The organism is Saccharopolyspora sp. NPDC050642 (assembly GCF_040654735.1).
Taxonomy (GTDB): domain Bacteria; phylum Actinomycetota; class Actinomycetes; order Mycobacteriales; family Pseudonocardiaceae; genus Saccharopolyspora; species Saccharopolyspora elongata.
On the sequence record NZ_JBFAIN010000043.1, the window covers coordinates 47722 to 66666 of the forward strand.

Annotated in this window: 19 protein-coding genes; 12 read left to right on the forward strand and 7 right to left on the reverse strand. The window is 70.0% G+C overall.

The window, feature by feature from the left end; all coding sequences use genetic code 11:
- Nucleotides 1–120: 120 nt before the first annotated feature.
- The 4 genes from AB0H93_RS37900 to AB0H93_RS37915 are packed head-to-tail and all read left to right on the forward strand — an operon-like array spanning nt 121 to nt 4407.
- Entirely contained in the window at nt 121–1671 is a 1551-nt protein-coding gene (locus AB0H93_RS37900; RefSeq protein ID WP_358580213.1) for an ABC transporter ATP-binding protein, read from the forward strand.
- The gene (locus tag AB0H93_RS37905) at nt 1668–2762 is read left to right on the forward strand and encodes an ABC transporter permease (RefSeq protein ID WP_358580215.1); all 1095 of its coding nucleotides are present in this window, start codon (nt 1668–1670) and stop codon (nt 2760–2762) included. Before AB0H93_RS37900 ends, AB0H93_RS37905 begins: the two co-directional genes overlap by 4 nt.
- On the forward strand, nt 2759–4027 hold the full coding sequence (locus AB0H93_RS37910; RefSeq protein ID WP_358580217.1) for an ABC transporter permease: 1269 nt from the start codon (nt 2759–2761) through the stop codon (nt 4025–4027). Before AB0H93_RS37905 ends, AB0H93_RS37910 begins: the two co-directional genes overlap by 4 nt.
- Nucleotides 4027–4407 carry a cytidine deaminase gene (locus AB0H93_RS37915; RefSeq protein WP_358580219.1) on the forward strand — a complete coding sequence of 127 codons (381 nt, stop codon included), beginning with the start codon at nt 4027–4029 and terminating at the stop codon, nt 4405–4407. The genes AB0H93_RS37910 and AB0H93_RS37915 overlap by 1 nt, the downstream gene beginning before the upstream one ends.
- Nucleotides 4408–4526: 119 nt before the next feature.
- On the opposite strand, the gene AB0H93_RS37920 is transcribed toward AB0H93_RS37915, so the two are convergent.
- Complete coding sequence (locus AB0H93_RS37920; protein WP_358580221.1) at nt 4527–4808, reverse strand: hypothetical protein; 282 nt, start codon at nt 4806–4808, stop codon at nt 4527–4529.
- A 70-nt stretch (nt 4809–4878) separates the two neighbouring features.
- On the opposite strand from AB0H93_RS37920, the gene AB0H93_RS37925 reads away from it, so the two are divergent.
- Nucleotides 4879–6189 (forward strand): thymidine phosphorylase, encoded by a 1311-nt coding sequence (locus AB0H93_RS37925; RefSeq protein WP_358580258.1) that lies wholly within the window; start codon nt 4879–4881, stop codon nt 6187–6189.
- A gap of 29 nt (nt 6190–6218) precedes the next feature.
- Here AB0H93_RS37925 and AB0H93_RS37930 read toward each other — a convergent pair whose 3' ends face one another.
- Entirely contained in the window at nt 6219–7412 is a 1194-nt protein-coding gene (locus AB0H93_RS37930) for a hypothetical protein (RefSeq protein WP_358580224.1), read from the reverse strand.
- 323 nt (nt 7413–7735) lie between these two features.
- Between AB0H93_RS37930 and AB0H93_RS37935 the strand changes: the two genes are divergently transcribed.
- The 3 genes from AB0H93_RS37935 to AB0H93_RS37945 all read left to right on the forward strand — a co-directional run bounded on the left by AB0H93_RS37935 (nt 7736) and on the right by AB0H93_RS37945 (nt 10494).
- Complete coding sequence (locus AB0H93_RS37935; RefSeq protein WP_358580227.1) at nt 7736–8824, forward strand: adenosine deaminase; 1089 nt, start codon at nt 7736–7738, stop codon at nt 8822–8824.
- A gap of 117 nt (nt 8825–8941) precedes the next feature.
- Entirely contained in the window at nt 8942–9706 is a 765-nt protein-coding gene (locus AB0H93_RS37940) for a helix-turn-helix domain-containing protein (protein WP_358580229.1), read from the forward strand.
- Between the two features lie 179 nt (nt 9707–9885).
- Nucleotides 9886–10494 carry a sigma-70 family RNA polymerase sigma factor gene (locus AB0H93_RS37945; protein ID WP_358580232.1) on the forward strand — a complete coding sequence of 203 codons (609 nt, stop codon included), beginning with the start codon at nt 9886–9888 and terminating at the stop codon, nt 10492–10494.
- A gap of 55 nt (nt 10495–10549) precedes the next feature.
- Here AB0H93_RS37945 and AB0H93_RS37950 read toward each other — a convergent pair whose 3' ends face one another.
- Nucleotides 10550–11776: a primosomal protein gene (locus AB0H93_RS37950; RefSeq protein WP_358580235.1), complete on the reverse strand. Its 1227-nt coding sequence runs from the start codon at nt 11774–11776 to the stop codon at nt 10550–10552.
- A gap of 260 nt (nt 11777–12036) precedes the next feature.
- Between AB0H93_RS37950 and AB0H93_RS37955 the strand changes: the two genes are divergently transcribed.
- The 3 genes from AB0H93_RS37955 to AB0H93_RS37965 all read left to right on the forward strand — a co-directional run bounded on the left by AB0H93_RS37955 (nt 12037) and on the right by AB0H93_RS37965 (nt 13715).
- Nucleotides 12037–12615 carry an SMI1/KNR4 family protein gene (locus AB0H93_RS37955; RefSeq protein ID WP_358580238.1) on the forward strand — a complete coding sequence of 193 codons (579 nt, stop codon included), beginning with the start codon at nt 12037–12039 and terminating at the stop codon, nt 12613–12615.
- A 129-nt stretch (nt 12616–12744) separates the two neighbouring features.
- A complete protein-coding gene (locus tag AB0H93_RS37960) occupies nt 12745–13098 on the forward strand; it encodes a PadR family transcriptional regulator (protein ID WP_358580241.1) in 354 nt (117 codons plus the stop codon).
- Nucleotides 13095–13715 carry a hypothetical protein gene (locus AB0H93_RS37965; protein ID WP_358580244.1) on the forward strand — a complete coding sequence of 207 codons (621 nt, stop codon included), beginning with the start codon at nt 13095–13097 and terminating at the stop codon, nt 13713–13715. Before AB0H93_RS37960 ends, AB0H93_RS37965 begins: the two co-directional genes overlap by 4 nt.
- Nucleotides 13716–13895: 180 nt before the next feature.
- Here the strand turns inward: AB0H93_RS37965 and AB0H93_RS37970 are convergent, their stop codons facing one another.
- From AB0H93_RS37970 to deoC, 3 genes are read right to left on the reverse strand one after another with little or no spacing between them, the layout of a single operon-like run.
- The gene (locus AB0H93_RS37970) at nt 13896–14774 is read right to left on the reverse strand and encodes an aldehyde dehydrogenase family protein (RefSeq protein ID WP_358580246.1); all 879 of its coding nucleotides are present in this window, start codon (nt 14772–14774) and stop codon (nt 13896–13898) included.
- Nucleotides 14767–16206 carry an aldehyde dehydrogenase family protein gene (locus tag AB0H93_RS37975; protein ID WP_358580248.1) on the reverse strand — a complete coding sequence of 480 codons (1440 nt, stop codon included), beginning with the start codon at nt 16204–16206 and terminating at the stop codon, nt 14767–14769. The genes AB0H93_RS37970 and AB0H93_RS37975 overlap by 8 nt, the downstream gene beginning before the upstream one ends.
- Nucleotides 16206–17174 carry a deoxyribose-phosphate aldolase gene (gene deoC, locus AB0H93_RS37980; RefSeq protein WP_358580250.1) on the reverse strand — a complete coding sequence of 323 codons (969 nt, stop codon included), beginning with the start codon at nt 17172–17174 and terminating at the stop codon, nt 16206–16208. Before deoC ends, AB0H93_RS37975 begins: the two co-directional genes overlap by 1 nt.
- A gap of 339 nt (nt 17175–17513) precedes the next feature.
- Here deoC and AB0H93_RS37985 point away from each other — a divergent pair, with 339 nt between their 5' ends.
- Nucleotides 17514–17858, forward strand: a complete 345-nt coding sequence (locus AB0H93_RS37985; RefSeq protein WP_358580252.1) for a MerR family transcriptional regulator — start codon at nt 17514–17516, stop codon at nt 17856–17858.
- Between the two features lie 8 nt (nt 17859–17866).
- Here the strand turns inward: AB0H93_RS37985 and AB0H93_RS37990 are convergent, their stop codons facing one another.
- Entirely contained in the window at nt 17867–18670 is an 804-nt protein-coding gene (locus AB0H93_RS37990; RefSeq protein WP_358580254.1) for an aminotransferase class IV family protein, read from the reverse strand.
- Nucleotides 18671–18945 lie beyond the last annotated feature (275 nt).

An 18945-nucleotide genomic window follows, 5' to 3' on the forward strand; every position in this document is an offset into this window, starting at 1 on the left:
CCTCGCCCGTCAACGGATCGGTTGGCGGGTTCGCGCCAAGATCGTCACGTTCTCGCCGAAACCGTCCATTGTTGTGCGTCCTTCTGCTTCGCTGCCGGTGTCGACGTCCCACGGAGCCCCATGAACACCTCGATTGCGCCGGAATCCGGCGGCCCACCCGGCGCGGCCGGGGCACCGGCCGTCGAACTGACCGGCATCACCAAGACCTTCCCCGGCGTGGTCGCCAACTCCGACGTGAACCTAATGGTGCGCGCCGGTGAGGTGCACGCGCTGTGCGGCGAGAACGGTGCCGGCAAGTCCACCCTGATGAAGATCCTCTACGGCATGCAGGCGCCGGACTCCGGCACCATCCGCGTGCACGGCGAGGAAATCCGGTTCCGCACGCCCGCCGAGGCGATCCGGGCCGGCATCGGCATGGTGCACCAGCACTTCATGCTCGCCGACAACCTGACCGTGCTGGAGAACGTCGTGCTCGGCGCGGAGCGCGAGCACGGCATCGGCGCGAAGGCGCGGCGGCGGGTGCTGGAGCTCGCCGAGCAGGCCGGCTTCGAGCTGCGCCCGGACGCGCTGGTCGAAGGGCTCGGCGTGGCCGACCGGCAGCGGGTGGAGATCCTCAAGGTCCTGTACCGGGGCGCGCGGATCATCATCCTCGACGAGCCGACCGCCGTGCTGGTCCCGCAGGAGGTCGACGAGCTGTTCGACACCCTGCGCACCATGCGCGAACAGGGCTTCACGTTCCTGTTCATCTCGCACAAGCTCGACGAGGTCCGGGCGATCGCCGACACGATCACCGTCCTGCGGCGCGGCACCACGGTCGGCACGGTGCCGGCCGCGGAGGTCAGCAGCCGCGGCCTCGCCGAGATGATGGTCGGCAGCCAGCTGCCGGTGCCCGAGCACGGCGAATCCACCGTGACCGACCGCGAGGTGCTGGTCGTCACCGGTCTGTCCGCATCGGACCAGGACCGGGCGGTGCTCTCGGACGTCGACCTGACGGTGCGGGCCGGCGAGGTCGTCGGCATCGCCGGCGTCGAGGGCAACGGCCAGACCGAGCTGGTCGAGGCGATCATGGGCATGCGGTCGGTCACCGCCGGCCGGGTGGTGCTCGGCGACCGCGACCTGACCGGTCTGTCCACTCTGGCGAGGCGGGAAGCGGGCATCGGCTACGTGCCGGAGGACCGGCACCGGCAGGGCCTCCTGCTGCAGCAATCGCTGTGGGTCAACAGGATCCTCGGCTACCAGACCCGCAGGCCGACGGCCCGGGGGGTCTGGCTGGACCGGGCGGGCGCGAAGGCCGACACCCAGCGGATCATCGACGAGTTCGACGTCCGCACGCCCGGCATCGACGTGGACGCGGCCGCGCTGTCCGGCGGCAACCAGCAGAAGCTCGTGGTCGGCCGGGAGCTCTCCGGCGACCCGGCGCTGCTCATCGCCGCGCACCCGACACGAGGCGTGGACGTCGGCGCCCAGGCGGGCATCTGGGGCCACCTGCGCGCCGCCCGCTCGGCCGGCCTGGCGGTCCTGCTGATCTCGGCCGATCTCGACGAGCTGATCGGCCTGTCCGACACCATCCGGGTGATGTTCCGGGGGCGGCTGGTCGCGACGGCCGACCCGCGCTCGGTCACCCCGGAGGACCTCGGTGCGGCGATGACCGGTGCAGGGGAGGCGGCATGAACACGTGGCGCGCACGGCTGCTGCCACCGGCGCTGGCGATCGTCTTCGCCGCGGTGCTGTGCAGCGTGGTGCTGCTGGTCTCCGGCGCGAACCCGCTCGCGACGCTGGCGGAGATGATCGCGCAGGTCGCCCGCGGCACGACCTCCGTGGACATCGTCAACACGGCGGGGGCGTACTACCTGGTGGCGATCGCGGCCGCGATCGGGTTCCAGATGAACCTGCTGAACATCGGCATCGAAGGCCAGTACAAGCTGGCCGCCTGCGTGGCGGCGATCGTCGGCGGCGCCATCAGCCTGCCGTTCGGGCTGCACGCCGTGGTGATCGTGGTGGTCGGCGCCGTCGTCGGTGCCGCGTGGAGCGGCATCGCGGCGCTGCTCAAGGTCTACCGCGGGGTGTCCGAGGTGATCTCCACGATCATGCTCAACATGCTGGCGATCGGCGTGGTCGCCTACCTCGTCCCGACCTTCGGCGAGCTGCGCGGGAACACGCAGGGCACCAAGATCATCCCGGACAGCGGCCAGGTGCCCGGCGTCCCGCTCGGCGGCGCGGGCACCATGTTCGGCCTCGTGCTGCTCGCGGCCGCCGTCGGCGTCGGCTACGCGGTGCTGATCGACCGGACCCGCTACGGCTTCGAGCTGCGGGCCTCCGGCCTGTCGCCGACCGCGGCGACCGCCGGTGGCGTGAACTCCAAGCGCATGGTCATGTCCGCGATGCTGATCTCCGGCGCCGTCGCGGGACTGGCCGGCCTGCCGGAGATCCTCGGCCGCGACCACACCTTCACGCTCAACTTCCCGACCGGGTACGGCTTCGCGGGCCTGGCCATCGCGCTGCTCGGCCGCAACCACCCGATCGGCGTCGCGTTCGGCGCGCTGCTCTGGTCCTTCTTGGACAAGAGCTCGTTGACGCTCGACAACATCGGGGTGCCCAAGGAGATCGTGACGATCCTGCAGGGCGCGATCGTGCTGTCGGTCGTCGTCGCGTACGAGTTGGTGCGCCGCCGCGAACTCGCCGCCGAGCAGCGGCGGGTGGGGCGTGCGCTGGGCACCGCGGCCGCCCCGGCCGCCGCCGGAACCGGAGGTGAGCGGGCATGACCGCGGTCGCGACCAAATCATCGGCCCCGGCGGACCGGAAATCGGGCGTCCTCGGCCGCCGGATGCCCGGCTGGGCCCGCGTCCTGCTGTGGGTGGCGGTCGGCTTCCTGGCGGTGTCGATCACCTCGTACCAGACCGGCGTGCCGCAGCTGACCTCGTCCGGCACCGTGCAGGCTGCGGTGCGGTTGGGCATCCCGATCCTGCTGGCCGCCCTCGGCGGGCTGTGGGCGGAGCGAGCCGGGGTCATCAACATCGGCCTGGAAGGCATGATGATCCTGGGCACCTGGGGCGGCGCCTGGGCCGGCTACCAGTGGGGACCGCTGGCCGGGCTCGTCGCCGCCGCGGTGTTCGGCGCGCTCGGCGGCCTGGTGCACGCCGTGGCGACGGTGACCTTCGGGGTCAACCACATCGTGTCCGGTGTGGCCATCAACCTGCTCGGCGCGGGCACCGCGAAGTACCTGTCGACGCTGCTGTTCGAGCCGATCTCGCGGAACCCGCGGGAATCCCCGCCGGTGCCGAAGTTCGACACCTACTCGGCGCAGCCGCTGGGCACCTGGCTGCAGCAGCTGGAGGACCTGCAGCGGGTCGGGATCTCCGACCTCGCGGGCATCCTCGGCGGCCTGGTCACCGAGGTCTCGCCGCTGACGATGCTGGCGTACCTGCTGGTGCCGGTGAGCTACCTGGTGCTGTGGCGCTCGCCGTTCGGGCTGCGGCTGCGGTCCTGCGGCGAGAACCCGGTCGCGGCGGAGTCGCTCGGCGTGAACGTCTACCGCTACAAGTACCTCGCGGTGATCATCTCCGGCGCGCTGGCCGGGATCGGCGGCGCGGCGCTGATCCTCAACCCGGGGCAGGCCGGCTACCTGGAGGGCCAGACCAACAACCGGGGTTACATCGGCCTGGCGGCGATGATCTTCGGCAACTGGCGGCCCAGCGGCCTGCTGGGCGGCGCGGCGCTGTTCGGCTACGCCGACGGCCTGCAGCTGCGCAGCGGCGAGACCAGCGTGCACGCGCTGCTGTACGCGGCGACGCTGCTGCTGATCGTGGTGGTGGCCGTGCAGCTGTGGCGGCGGATGTGGTTCGGCGCCGGGGTGGCCCTGGTGTTCGCGGCGGTCACGTACTCGGTGTACTGGTTCACCGACGAGCTCCCGGACGAACTGACGGCCTACACCCCGCACCTCGTCACGCTGGTGATCCTCGCGGCGGCATCACAACGACTACGACCACCCGCGGCGGACGGCTTGCAATACCGCAGGGGCGAGGACTAGTGACGACCACTGTGGACTGGGAGGCGCTGCGCGCCGCGGCGGTGGAGGCCGCGGCGCTGGCGTACTGCCCGTACTCGAAGTTGCAGGTGGGAGCTGCGGCGCTGTGCGACGACGGCCGGGTGGTCGTCGGCTGCAACGTGGAGAACGGTTCCTACGGACTCACGTTGTGCGCGGAGTGCACCATGGCGGGCCAACTGCGGCTGACCGGCGGAGGCCGGTTCGTCGCGGTGGCCTGCCGGAGCGGAACGGGCGACCTGCTGATGCCGTGCGGCCGCTGCCGCCAGCTCCTCTTCGAACTGGGCGGCCCGGACTGCCTGGTCGACACGCCCCGAGGAGTCCTGCCGATGAGCGAAGTCCTCCCCGACGCCTTCGAGCTTTAGGCGGCCGTTGCGCAAGGCGTGTACGGAGAGCGCCGCACCGCGGGTGTCGGGCGAGTCGCAAGGCCAGGTGCTTCCTGGGGGCAGACCAGGACCCTGGCCTTGCGCATGCCCGGAGGTCGTCAGCAGTCGATCGCCAAATCGATCTGGTAGAGCCGAGCATCCAGGAGCTCGCGGCAGCTGTTCGATCCTTCCTTGCCGGTCCGGACAGCACCAGCCACGATGTCCGCCGCCCAGAGCAGGGCCTCGTGACTTCCCGGCAGATGTTCGATCTGGAACGCAGCTCCTCTGGGGAGTTCGTAGCGGCGCTTCGGGAACGTGCTCCGACTGGCCGTCGAAATCCGCAGTGCACGCGGGTAAGTTGCACATTCTCGGTCGTGCGTGCGGGTTTTGGCGATGATCACCCTTTCGAGGTGTATCTGTTGGCGGGGTTCGTTCCTCTATATAGGCGGGAAGTTGTTGCGAGCCGTGGAGGTGGTTGCGGTGCATTCCGCTGTTGACGTGATCCGCGCGAAGCGCGATGGGCAGGTGCTCGGCGATGCGCAGATCGACTGGGTCATCGACGCGTACACCCGGGGTCAGGTCGCCGACGAGCAGATGGCCGCGCTGGCGATGGCGGTGTTGCTGCGCGGTATGACTCCGGCGGAGACGGCGCGCTGGACGGCGGCGATGGTCGCCTCCGGCGAAACGCTGGTGCTGGACGGGGTTCGAAGGCCCACTGTGGACAAGCATTCCACCGGCGGCGTCGGCGACAAGATCACGCTGCCGCTGACGCCGCTGGTCGCCGCGTGCGGCGCGGCGGTGCCGCAGCTGTCCGGCCGGGGGCTCGGCCATACCGGCGGCACGCTGGACAAGCTGGAGTCGATCCCGGGCTGGCGCGCCCGGTTGTCGCCCGACGAGATCCGCGACCGGCTCGACGACGTCGGCGCGGTGGTGTGCGCCGCGACGGAAGGACTGGCCCCCGCCGATCGCAAGCTCTACGCGTTGCGCGACGTGACGGGCACGGTCGAGTCGATCCCGCTGATCGCCAGCTCGATCATGAGCAAGAAGATCGCCGAGGGCGTGCAGTCGCTGGTGCTGGACGTCAAGTGCGGTTCGGGCGCGTTCATGAAGGACCTGGACCAGGCGCGGGAGCTGGCCACCGCGCTGGTGGAGATCGGCACGGCCAACGGCCTGCGCACCAGCGCGTTGATCACCGATATGTCGGTTCCGCTGGGCCGCGCGGTCGGCAACGCGCTGGAAGTGGCGGAGGCGGTGGAGGTGCTGCGGGGCGGCGGGCCGCCGGACGTCGTGGAACTGACGCTGGCACTGGCCCGCGAGATGCTCGAGCACGCCGGTCTGTCCGATGTGGACCCGGCCGAGGTGCTGGCCGACGGGCGGGCGTACGACTTGTGGTGCCGGATGATCCGGGCCCAGGACGGCGACCCGGAGGCCGCGTTGCCGAGAGCCGAGCACGTCGAGGTCGTCACCGCACCGGAAACCGGGACGCTGGCGAGGCTTGACGCGTACGGGGTCGGGATCGCGGCGTGGCGTCTCGGAGCTGGCCGGGCCCGCAAGGAGGACGACGTCCAGCACGCCGCAGGAGTGCTGTGCCTGGCGAAGCCGGGCGATCGCGTGACGGCGGGCCAACCGCTGCTGGAACTGCACACCGACCGGCCGGAAACCGTCGCCGGCGCCCGGGAGGCGTTGGTGGGTGCATACGAGATCAGCGGCGCCGACGAGGTGTCGACGCCGCTGATCCTGGATCGGGTGGTCGCGGACCGCGCACCGGCCGGACCACCCTGATCCAGGGGACGGCCGGCGCGCGGTCCGGACTAGGCGCTTTCGGCGGTGAAGTCCTCGTCGCCGTCTGCGGTCAGGGCCTTGTCCGGGTCGCGCTTCGCGCTCTTGGACCGGCCGCGGCGCTGCTGCCGGGGCAGCGTGGTGGGCGGCGGCGGGCCGGAAGGCGCGCTGCCGCCGAGGATCAGCTCCGCGAAGGTCGCCATCGCCTCGTCGAGCTGACCGGCGTGCCGCCGCTCGCTCTCCTCGTTGGCCTCGCGGACCAGGGCGCCCAGCGAGTCGCTGTCGGGACGTGCGGCCAGCGTGCCGGACAGCTGCGACAGGTTCTTCGACAGCGTGCCGCCGAGCTCGCCGAGGCCGTTCTTGACGCCTTCTTCGACGGTGCCCAGGCGGCTGGTGAAGCCCTGCTCGACGGAGTCGATCCGGGTGTTGACGTTGTCCTCGACCTGGGTGAGGTGCCCGGAGACCTGGTCCAGCCGGTTGGTGAGCTGCTCCAGCCGCTCGGCCAGCTTGTCCAGCCGGTCGGTCGGGTCCACGGCGGGACGCGCGGCGAGCTGGTCGAGCTTGGCGTCCAGCTGCTCGCGGGTGCCGGAGACCGCCTCGGAGAGCGTGTTCTGGGCGTTGGCGGTGGAGTCGGTGACCGCGCGCTGCAGCGCCTCGCGGGTGCCGTCGAGGTGCTCGTGCACGCCCTCGTCGATCTCGGCGAAGCGGCCGCGCAGGCTGGTCTCCAGCGAGTCGATGCGCTCGCGCACCGGCCCGTGCACCGCGGTCGGCAGCGTCTCCAGCCGGCCGTCCTGCTTGTCGAGGTGCAGGCCGAGCTCGTCGAGACGCTTGTGGATGTGGCCGAGCTTGTCCTCCAGGCCGTCCATCCGGCCGGAAACGCCGTCCATCCGGCCCGCGACCCCGTCCAGGCGCCCGTCCAGCTGCGCGAACGGCTTGGCCAGCTTGTCGACCAGGCCGTCGACGGAGCTCTTCAGCTCGACCAGCGCACCGTCGTGCGCTTCCAGCTTGGCCAGTGCCTCGTCGAGTCGTTCGGCGAGCACGCTGACTTCGGTGCGATCCGGCAGCTCGGACAGGCGTTTCCGCACGGAGCCCAGGGACTCCAGCGGCGACAGCCGGGCATGGATCTCGTCCAGGGCGTCGAAGATCTGCTGCTGTTCGCTCTCGCGGATCTCAGCCGCACGCGTGAGCATGTTGCGCATGCGGTCGAACGACATGTTCTCGGTCACGGCTAGGGGCGTCCTTCGTCGAGGGGGGTGAGGACTCCAGGAGCCTAGCTAGTCGGTTCTCGCGTTCCCAGCCACCCCCCGATACATTGCGTGATTGCGATGCCAATTACCACTCCGTTCGGCGGCGCATTGTTAGGCCGAAAAGACCAATAAACTTGCCGCTGAATGCTCTAAGAGTTGCGATTGCCTCCATCTGGGTGAGTTTTGCGTGACGGCCGTCCGGTTGAACGAGGCCTGAAACCCGGGCGTATCCAAGGTTTTCTTCGGGTTTGTTGTTCGTAGCTGTGCGTGAGGTCATCACCTGCGCGCTGTAACGTGGGCGCATGTCGACTCCGGTGAACCTGGACTCCATCCGGCTGGCTCCGAAGGTGTTGCTGCACGACCACCTCGACGGCGGCCTGCGACCGCAGACCGTGATCGATCTGGCGCGGGCGGTCGGGTACTCCGACCTGCCGCACGAGAACGCGGATGAGCTGGGCGAATGGTTCGCCGCGGCGGCGGACTCGGGATCTCTGGAGCGCTACCTGGAGACCTTCTCGCGCACCGTCGCGGTGATGCAGACGGAGGAGGCGCTGGCCCGGGTCGCGGCCGAGTGCGTCGAAGACCTGGCCGCCGACGGCGTGGTGTACGCGGAGATCCGCTACGCACCGGAACTCTTCCAGGAACGGGGCCTGGCTCTCGAACAGATCGTGCAGGCCGTGCAGGACGGATTCCGGGATGGCGAGCGCCGCGCCGCGGCCGCCGGAAAACGTATCCGAATCGGTACCTTGCTCTGTGCTATGCGTCAGCACGCGAGGTCGGCGGAAATCGCGAACCTCGCCGTCCGGTACCGCGACGCGGAGGTGGTCGGCTTCGACATCGCGGGACCGGAAGCCGGATTCCCGCCCACGCGGAACCTGGACGTCTTCGAATACCTCCGCCAGCAGAACGCGCATTTCACCATTCATGCCGGTGAGGCGTTCGGGCTGCCGTCGATCTGGGAGGCGATCCAGCACTGCGGCGCGGAACGCCTCGGGCACGGGGTGCGGATCGTCGATGACATCAAGGTCGCCGAGGACGGCACGGTGCACCTGGGCCGGCTCGCGTCCTACGTGCGGGACCGGCGGATCCCGCTGGAGATGTGCCCGTCGTCGAACCTGCAGACCGGGGCCGCCAAGTCGATCGCCGACCACCCGATCGGCCTGCTGGCGAAGCTGCGCTTCCGGGTCACCGTGAACACCGACAACCGGCTGATGAGCCACTGCTCGATGTCCGGCGAGTTCGCCGCGCTGCACGAGGCGTTCGGCTACGGCTGGTCGGACATGCAGTGGTTCACGGTGAACGCGATGAAGTCCGCGTTCATCGGCTTCGACGAGCGGCTGGAGATCATCAACGAGGTGATCAAGCCCGGCTACGCGGCGCTGTCGGAATGATCGGAGATCGCCGCCGAAACGGGTGCGTGCCCCTCGGCGGCGGTGGATACTGCCAAGCCTGAATTCGTTTCACAATCGGCGCGAGCAGCGCGGCGCCGCAGAGCTCAGGAGGGACAGGTGGCACGGGGCGGCGAACCCACGTTGATCGCATCGGTGCAGCGCGCGCTTCGATTGATGGAGGCGGTGGGCGAGCACGCTGGCGGTGCAACCGCGAAAACCCTCGCCAGGCGTACCGGAATCGCGTTGCCGACCGCCTACCACCTGCTGCGCACCCTGGTGCACGAAGGCTATCTGGAGAAGCTCGACGACGGCGCCTTCATCCTGGGCGAGCAGGTGAGCGGGCTGCACGTCGCCGGCCAGAACCAAGGGCTGCGCAGCCAGGTCCGCGCCGTCATGGTGGACCTGCGCGAGGACCTGAGCGCGGCCATCTACCTCGCCCGCTACCACGAGGGCGAGGTGGAGGTCGCCGAGATCGTCGACAGCCCGCGCACGCCCCGGGTGGACACCTGGGCCGACTTCCGCGAGGCCGCGCACGCCACGGCGATCGGCAAGTGCCTGCTCTCCGGGCTGAGCCACGAAGAGCGCGCCGACCACTTCCTCCGGCACCCGCCCGCGGACCTGACCCCTCGCACGATCACCCGGATCCGCGACCTGGTCAACCGCCCGGTCCGGCCGGTGGTCTCCGACTCCGAGGAGTACTCGCTGGGCACCGCGTGCCTGGCCGCGCCGGTGATCGGCGCCAGCGGCCCGGTGACGCTGGCGATCTCGTTCCCGGCGCGCAAGCTCGCCGACACCAAGTCCTACGTGCGGCCGCTGCGGGCCGCGGCCGTGGAGATCTCCCGGACCCTCGCGGTGGCCGGCCGATTTCCCACTGCCGGGTGATATTTCGGCGGGCCACCGTCGCCCCTTCGAGGGGTAATCACTATCTGAAAATCTCTGTCTTGTTCGTCGTCCCGGTCCCGACGAGCATCTCTCGCAGTGGGGGCGTACCCGGTGGGGGACGGCCGCCGCCCTTCCGCGGCAGCACGTCTCCCACCGGTGCAAAAGCAGTGAGAGGAACGATGATCGCGGGTGACGATCGGACGCTGCTGGACGCGGTTCGGACTGGGTCGACCGAAGCGTTCGGTGAGCTGTACTCGCGGCATCGCACTGCGGCGCACACCATGGCCAAGCAGGTCGTCGGCACCCACAGCGACGCGGAAGACCTGGTCGCGGAAGCGTTCGTGAAGATCCTGGACGTCCTGCGCCGCGGTGGCGGCCCGGACTCCGCGTTCCGCGCCTACCTGCTCACCACGGTGCGGAACCTGGCGATGGCGTTGAACAACCGGGACCGCCGGGTGCTCCTGGCCGCCGAGCTCGACGGCTTCTACCAGCCCGAGAACCACGTGCCGTTCATCGATCCCGCGGTGCTCAAGCAGGAGCGCGAGCTGGTGGCGAAGGCATTCGCCCGGCTGCCGCGCCGCTGGCGGCACGTCCTGTGGTGCATGGAGGTCGAGGAGGAGACGACGGCCGAGATGAGCCGACGCCTGGGCATCAGCCGCAACAGCGCGGCCGCGCTCGTCTACCGCGCGCGAAAGGGCTTGCGGGAGGCCTATTCGCAGGTGTGCGCGGGCGAACCGACCCGCCGCCGGCTCGCGGCCCCCGGGCAGCTCCTCGCCGAGGTGGCCTGACGCGGCTCGCCCGGGTGCCGATCTCGCGCGGAAACCGGCACCCGCGCCCCGCGGTTCAGTGCGAGCGGAACCGCGCTTCCAGGGATTCCACCAGCTTGCGCCAGGTCTCGACCTCGGCGTCGAACGGCGCGCTCGGCGGCAGCCGGTTCGGGTTCGGGCGGAGCACGAAGGAAACCAGCCAGCCGAGCCGTTCCGACGGCTGCAGCGCCTGCTCGACGGTGTCGTCGCCGGCCCACGCGGCCGCGTCCATCAGCAGTTCCTCGGCGAGGTCCAGCTGGGTCGGGTCCACTTCGGACGGTCCGGCGCCGAGGTCGGCGTCCAGGCCGGTCAGCACGTAGGTGTTCTCGGGGTCGACCTCGACCTGCAGCTCGCCGGCGGTGGCCTTCTCCACGACCTGCGACCAGGTCGCGACCCGGGCCAGGTCGGTGTCCTCGATGGCGCTCTCGTCGGCCAGGAACCGGGCCAGCGCGCGCGCTGACGGGAACACGTCGATCTTGCCGCCGTTGCCGAGGAAGATCGGGTCGTCGTCGAGGTAGCAGCGCAGCGAGTAGTGCTCGCCGGTGCTGGTGATGATCAGGATCGGGTCGATGCCGACCTCGCCCCAGAAGCCGACCTCGACCTCTTCGATGTCGTCCACCTCGGGCGCTTCGGCGGTGCTCGCCGCCTCGTCGTCGTCGGCCTCCAGCGCCTCGGCGAGTTCGGTCTCGGCGGTGGCGACGGCGTCGGCGGGCACGTCCGGGGTGGTGACGACGGCGTCGATGGCGTCCAGCACCTCGTCCCAGCGCTCGACGACGACCTGGCACAGGTCGGTCCAGCGGCGCTGCCCGTCCTTGCCGGAGAACGCGAAGGTGCCCTGGTCGAGCATGGCGAACCCGTCGGCCGCGTCCAGCACGTCGTGCACCGCGTCCAGCTCGCAGACGTCGGCCAGCGAGCGAGCGATCTCGACGATGTCGGCCAGCTCGCCGATGGTCCAGGTGTCCAGCGGCTCGGCGACCAGCTCGGGGACGCCGACCAGGTCGTACTGGTGGTCCTCGTCCGGGTTCAGGTCCTCGGCGGGGAGCTCGGGGACCACGTGCCACGCCGGGTGGTCGTCGAGGTCGTGCTCCTCGGCGGTGCGCACGAACGCCGCCAGGTGTGCGGCGTCGGGGAATCCATAGAGGTCGTCCTCGTGCCCGAGGAATGCCTCCCACTCCTCTCCGTCCTCGCGCCAGCGCGGTGCCCACAGGGTGACGACGTCGCCCTGCGGGAGCCCGAGCTCGATGGGGACGATGTCCTGCGCCATCTCTCTACCTCCGGTCACCGAACCAGACCTCGCGGAAGCCTACGGGCTCCGCGTTCACAGCGTGTTCCCCGGTCCGGCTCTCACCGTATCGAGCCCTCGGAAAGCAACGGTCGACGGAACAGTTCGTAACGATCCCCATTCGGGAGTGCCGCAGTGGTCCAATCCACGTTGCGCCCTTCGGCGCAGCGGCGGCTCGCACCTGGCGGTGGGGTCACCTTTGGCGGTACCGGTTTGGCGAGTTCCGGACGACCATGATCGGAATGGTTGTCACGGAGCTGTGGACGAAGATCGTGCTCTGGCTTTCGGAACACGCGCCCGTCACCGCAGCCGCCCTACGCTCCCCGGTGCCGCCGGACCTCGCCGAGCTGGAATCGGAGTTCGCGGTCGAGCTGCCCGTCGAACTGCGCGAGCTGTGGGCGTGCTGCGGCGGCACTGATGCGGATGTGCTGGCCGACGTCCTGCCGCCCTTCTACACGCCGTACAGCGCGGCGCAGGCGCTCCAGTCGTGGCGGGATCACCGCAAGAACTGGACGGCGCAGTGGGATCGGCCGGCCTGCGACTACTACGCGGGCTCGCCGGGCTCCAGCTTTCACCCGTCGTGGATCCCTATCGCCGGCGACGGGTTCGCCGATGAGCTCGTGGTGGATCTGCGGCCGGGGCCGCTGACGGGCTGCGTGCTGGAGTGGGAGCAGGAGGCGGCGCAGGTGCTCAGGCCGGAGTGGCGGGGCGTCTCGGCGATGCTCGCGGACGTGCTCCGGTCGCTGACCGAGGGGGTTCCGGCGGGGCACAGCTATCCGACCGTCACCGAAGACGGTCGTCTCGACTGGCAGATCCGCTGACGCGACCCGCCTTCGTGGCGAGGTAGGCGACTTCCGGCGCGGAGCCGGTTCCACGTAGATCGACGAGCGGGGCGACTGCGTGTCGCCTACTAGTTGGCGAGACACACTAGTTGGTGTTACCTTGTTCCCGTGGTTGACAAGGCGATCTCGGCCAGGCAGACGCAGTGGCTGCGCGGCGTGCTGGATCTGGCCGTGCTGGCGCTGCTCGCCGAGGGAGGCGAGGGCTACGGCTACACGCTGCTGCAGAGGCTGGCCGAGGCAGGTTTGCCCGACATGAAGGCGGGCACGCTCTACCCGCTGCTCAACCGGCTCGCCGCGGACGGGTTGCTGCGGGCCGAATGGCGGGCCGGCGAAGGCGGGCCAGGCCGCAAGTACTTCGCGCTGACCGATGAGGGGCGGGCGGCGCTGGCCGAACTGGGACCGAAGTGGATCGAGTTCGCGAACAACTCGATCCGGCTCGTGCGACGAGGGGTGCAGGAATGATGACGCTGGACAAGAAGTACCGGGACGAGCTGCTGGTCGCGCTGCGGATGCACGAGATCTCCGGCGCACGCGTCGGCGAGGTGCTCGCCGAGGTCGAGGCGCACGTGACGGAGACCGGTGAAGACCCGGTCGAGGCATTCGGCCGACCGCGCGAATACGCCGCGCAGGTCGCGGAGCAGCTCGACCGCGGCACCGGGAAGCGGTCCACGATGGAGGTCGTGGCCAGCGGGGCGGCGGTGGCGGCGCTGACCATGTTCGGTTCGGACTACCTGCTGGACGGGCTCTTCGCGGACACCGCGACGATCCCGTACACCCTCAAGGACACGGTGGCGCTGGTGGCGCTGCTGGTGCTGATGGTGTCGGGAACCATGCTGTTCTTCGCGGCCTTCACCGCGAAGGCCCGCAACCAGGTCTACGCCGTTGCGGCAGTGGTCACCTTCGCGCTGTCCATCGTGTCGCAGATCGTGATCGGCTCGGTCTTCGACGACGTGACGCCGCTGTACGAGATGCCGCGCTGGGCGGCGATCGCGCTGGGCGGGGTGTTCGTGCTCGGCGTGATCGCCATGCTGACGCGTGCGATCCGGCGCGGGCGCGTGGTCTACCCGAAGACCAGCTGAGCCCACCGACCCGCGTCGAGGTCCGCAAGTTCCATTGAAATCGAAGGTTCGATTTCAATGGAACTTGCGGATCGTCGGTGTGTCGGGTCACGACACGCCGGTGCCTGTGGACGACTTCCGCAATTTCAATGGAAATCAGACCTTCGATTTCCATTGAAATTGCGGATCCTCTTCGGTCCGTCAGGTGCCGACCGGGTGCCAGACGGTCTTGACCTCCGTGAAGGCCCGGAGGCGCTGGAGGTCGGGCTCGCGGGCCCAGTCCGGCTCGCCGCGCACCGGCAGCACCCGCTTGACCGTGTCCGCCGCGGCCTGCGCCAGTTCGGTGCGCAGCTCCGCCGGGGCGCCCGTCGGGTCCAGGGCGTTGACGTCGGCGTGGGCGGCGAGCCAGGGCGCGAGTTCGGCCGCTTGGCCGGTCAGGACGTTGACCACCCCGCCGGGCACGTCGGAGGTCGCCAGCACCTCGGCGAAGGTCACGGCGGGCAGCGGCCGGTCCGCGCTGGCGACCACGACGCAGGTGTTGCCCGCCGCGATCACCGGGGCCACCACGCTGACCAGGCCGAGCAGCGCGGAGTCCTGCGGCGCGAGCACGCCGACCACGCCGGTGGGCTCCGGGACGCTGAACGAGAAGTACGGTCCCGCAACGGGATTCGCGGCGCCGAGCACCATCGAGATCTTGTCCGTCCAGCCCGCGTACCAGACCATCCGGTCCACCGCGCGATCCACTGTGGACAGGGCTTGGTCGTGGGACAGGCCCTCCGCCGCGGCGATCTCGGCGGCGAACTGCTCGCGCCGGCCCTCCATCACCTCGGCGATGCGGAACAGCACCTGCCCGCGGTTGTAGGCCGTCGCGCCCGACCAGCCGCCGAAGGCCTTGCGGGCCGCCGCGACCGCGTCGCGGACGTCCTTGCGGGAGGCATGCGCGGCGTTGGCGAGGAACGCGCCCTGCCCGTCGTGCACCGGGTACACCCGGCCCGACTCCGAGCGCGGGAACGAGCCACCGATGTAGAGCTTGTACGTCTTGGCCACGGCTAGCCGCTCCGGGGTGCGGTTGTCAGACATCGAGGTACGCCTCCAAACCGGCGCGGCCGCCTTCGCGTCCGAAGCCGGATTCCTGGTAGCCGCCGAACGGGGCGGTCGGGTCGAACCGGTTGAAGGTGTTCGCCCACACCACGCCGGCCCGCAGCTGCTGCGCCGCCCACAGGATCCGCGAGCCCTTCTCGGTCCAGATCCCGGCCGACAGGCCGTACGGCGTGTTGTTGGCCTTGGCGATGGCCTCCGCCGGGGTGCGGAAGGTGAGCACCGAGAGCACCGGCCCGAAGATCTCCTCGCGCGCGATCCGCATCGATTGGTGGACGCCGGAGAAGACCGTGGGGGAGAAGAAGAATCCCTTCTCCGGCAGCGGGCACGGGCTGGTCCAGCGCTCGGCGCCCTCGGCGTCACCGCTGGCGGCCAGCTCGGTGATCTTGCCCAGCTGCTCGGCGGAGTTGATCGCGCCGACGTCGGTGTTCTTGTCCAGCGGATCGCCCACCCGCAGCGTCCGCACCCGGATCCGCAGCTTCTCGAGCAGCTCGTCGGCGATCGACTCCTGCACCAGCAGCCGCGAGCCCGCGCAGCAGACGTGGCCCTGGTTGAAGAAGATCCCGTTCACGATGCCCTCGACGGCCTGGTCCAGCGGCGCGTCGTCGAAGACGATGTTCGCGGCCTTGCCGCCGAGCTCCAGCGTCAGCTTCTTGCCGGAGCCGGCCACGCCGCGCTGGATCTGCTTGCCGACCTCGGTGGAGCCGGTGAACGCGACCTTGTCGACGCCGGGATGCGCGACCAGCGCGGCGCCGATGTCACCGGCACCCGGCAGGATGTTCACCACGCCCGGCGGGAGCCCGGCCTGCTGGCAGATCTCGGCGAACACCAGGGCCGTCAGCGGAGTGGTCTCCGCGGGCTTGAGCACCACGGTGTTGCCGCAGGCCAGCGCCGGGGCGATCTTCCAGGCCAGCATGAGCAGCGGGAAGTTCCACGGGATGACCTGGCCGGCGACGCCGAGCGGCCGCGGGTCGGGGCCGTAGCCGGCGTAGCCGAGCTTGTCGGCCCAGCCGGCGTGGTGGAAGAAGTGCGCGGCCGCGGTCGGGATGTCGGCGTCCCGCGACTCCTTGATCGGCTTGCCGTTGTCCAGCGATTCCAGCACCGCGAGCTCGCGGGCGCGTTCCTGGATCAGCCGGGCGATGCGGAACAGGTACTTCGCGCGTTCCCGGCCCGGCATCGTCGACCAGGTGTCCTCGAAGGCCCGTCGCGCCGCCCGGACGGCGGTGTCCACATCGGACTCCGATGCGCTGGAGACCTCGGCCAGCAGTTCCTCGGTGGCCGGGTTGATGCTCTTCAGCGGCTCGCCGCCGCCGTCGACGAACTCGCCGTCGACGAACATCCGGTAGCTGGGCTTGAGGTTTGCGATCTCCCGCGACTCCGGCGCCGGTGCGTACTCCCACGGGCTATCGATCATCAGTCCACCGCCACGTAATCGGGGCCGCTGTAGTGGCCGTCGAGCTGGGTGCGCCGCTGCATCAACAGGTCGTTGAGCAGGCTGGACGCGCCGAATCGGAACAGTTTCGGGGTGAGCCACTCCGGGCCCGCCACCTCGTGCACGGCCACCAGGTAGCGGATCGCGTCCTTGGTGTTTCGTATGCCGCCCGCTGGTTTGACGCCGCGCAGCTCGCCGGTGGAATCCCGCCAGTCGCGGACCGCCTGGAGCATCAGGTGCGTCAACGGCAGCGTCGCGGCCTGTGGAACCTTCCCCGTGGAGGTCTTGATGAAGTCGCCGCCCGCGAGCAGCGCGAGCCAGGACGCGCGGCGCACGTTGTCGTAGGTGGCGAGTTCGCCGGTCTCCAGGATGACCTTCAGGTGCGCGTCGCCGCAGGCCGCCTTGACCGCCTGGATCTCCTCGAAGACCTGCCCGTAGCGGCCGGCGAGGAAGGCGCCGCGGTCGATCACCATGTCGATCTCGTCGGCGCCCGCGGCCACCGCGTACTCCACGTCGGCGAGCTTCACCGGCAGCGCGGAGCGGCCGGACGGGAACGCCGTCGCCACCGAGGCCACCTGGACGCCGGTGCCGTCGAGGGCCCGGACCGCGGTGGCGGCCATGTCGGAGTAGACGCAGACCGCCGCGACCTGCGGCGTGTCCGGTCGCTCCGGGTCGGGGTGGCGGGCCTTGGCGCACAACGCGCGGACCTTGCCGTCGGTATCGGCGCCTTCCAGCGTCGTCAGGTCGATCATCGAGATCGCGGTGTCGATCGCCCAGCGCTTCGCGGCCTTCTTGATGCTCCGCGTCGCGAGGCCGGCGGCCCGCTGCTCCAACCCGACCTGGTCGACGCCGGGCAGGCCGTGCAGGAACCGGCGCAGCGACCGGTCGTCCCGGACGGCATCGGCGAGCTCGGACGCGGTGAGCTTGGACAAGGGCGGCGACTGTGCCATGCCCGGAGTCTAAGCGCTAAGTCCGAGCCCCCGCCGCGACTGGAATGATCACGCCAACCGCTGCGGATCCGGCCTGGCCCCGGTCACCCGCGGTTTCCTCTGTTCAGGGCTCGTGAGTGTTTTGGAGTGCCGTAGCGCTTCAAAACACTCACGACACACGGTTCGCAGGTGGACTTCGCCGTGAGCACTTTTGGTTGCTATGGCGACCAAAAGTGCTCACGGGCTTTGACCGGCGGAACGAGGGGCCTGGGGGCTTTCCGCGGTGGCCGTTGAAGCGGGTCGGGGCGGCGCATCGGGTTTACTGGGAGCGGCAGGTCGAGTCCAGGCGAGGTGGGGAACATGCTGATCGGGGAGCTGGCGCGGGTCAGCGGCGTCAGCGCGCGATTGCTGCGGTACTACGAGGCGCAGGGACTGCTGGAGGCCCGGCGTGGTTCGAACGGCTACCGCGAGTACGACGAGGGATCGGTGGTCGTCGTGCGGCAGATCCGCGCGCTGCTGGATGCGGGGTTGTCCACCGAGGTGATCCGCGCGGTGCTGCCGTGCGTCCACGGCGAACTGCCGGAGTTCGAATGGTGCGTGGACGTGCGGGCCATCATGGACCGGGAGCTGGCGATCGCCGAGGAGCGGATCGCCGAACTGCAGCGCAACCGCAGCAACCTCGCCGGTTACCTGGCGCAGTCCTGAGCCGGGGCTCACGGCGTGACGAGCGGTTCGGCCTGGTAGGCGCGGTGCAGCAGCTCCAGGAAGGCCGGTGCTTCGGGCATCGGCACGGAGTCGATCCCGTGCACCGCGACACCCGGCGTCCAGGAGTTCATGACCGCCGCCCCGGACAGCTCCGGCAGGTCGGCGGGCCTGATCGCCGCGGTGCGCTGGTGGACGCCGAGGCGTTCCAGCTGCCTGCGGACGATGCCCATCGTGGTCCCGCCCAGCATCTTCGCCTCGGGCCACACCACCGCCTCGCCGTCCCAGAAGGCCAGGTTCCAGATCGACGCCTCGCTGAGCCGGCCCCGGCGGTCGACGAAGGCCGCGTCGTCGAAGCCCCGTTCCACGGCCTGCCGCAGGTAGTAGGTCTTGGCCACCTCGCCCACGTGCTTCACCTCCGGGAGTTCCCGTTCGTGCTCGACCGTCGCCAGCGTCAGCGGCCCCGCGGGGCCGTCGGTGGCAGGGGAGGTGCGGATCAGGACCTCGGGCGTCGCGTCGGGACCGGCCACGGTGAACTCGCCCGCCGGCGAATAGACGGTGGCGAGCAGCGAGAGGTCGGCCGGGCCACCTTCCAGGGCCGCGCGCAGGTAGGACCGCACTTGATCATCGGGCAACGCCTGGCCGAACATCGTCAGGGAGGCCGTCCGCAGCCGCTCCAGGTGCAGGTCGAGGCCCCGAACCCCGCCGTCGCGGATCTGCATGGCGGTCATGTGGGCGAAGCCCGCGAACGCCAGCGGCGTCAGCTCCTCTGCGTTGGCCGGCTGTCCGTTGCGGTGCACGACGAAAGAGTTCACGGGTCGCTCCAAGGATCGCGGGATCGGGTGGACGTGGCGGCGGTTTCGCCGGCCGCCCCGTCCGGGCTTGGAAACGACGCTAGGGCTTGACATCGGTTGGAAGGTCAACCCGCAGTGCGGTGGATCACAGCGCGGGTTCCGGCCCGCAATTTCAATGGAAATCGGAGGTCCGATTTCCATTGAGCCTTTTTCATCCTGATCTTTGCGGGTCAGGGCTGGTGGGGTGTGTCGTTGCGGGTGAAATGGTGAAGCTCCTGGTAGATGGATCGTCGACC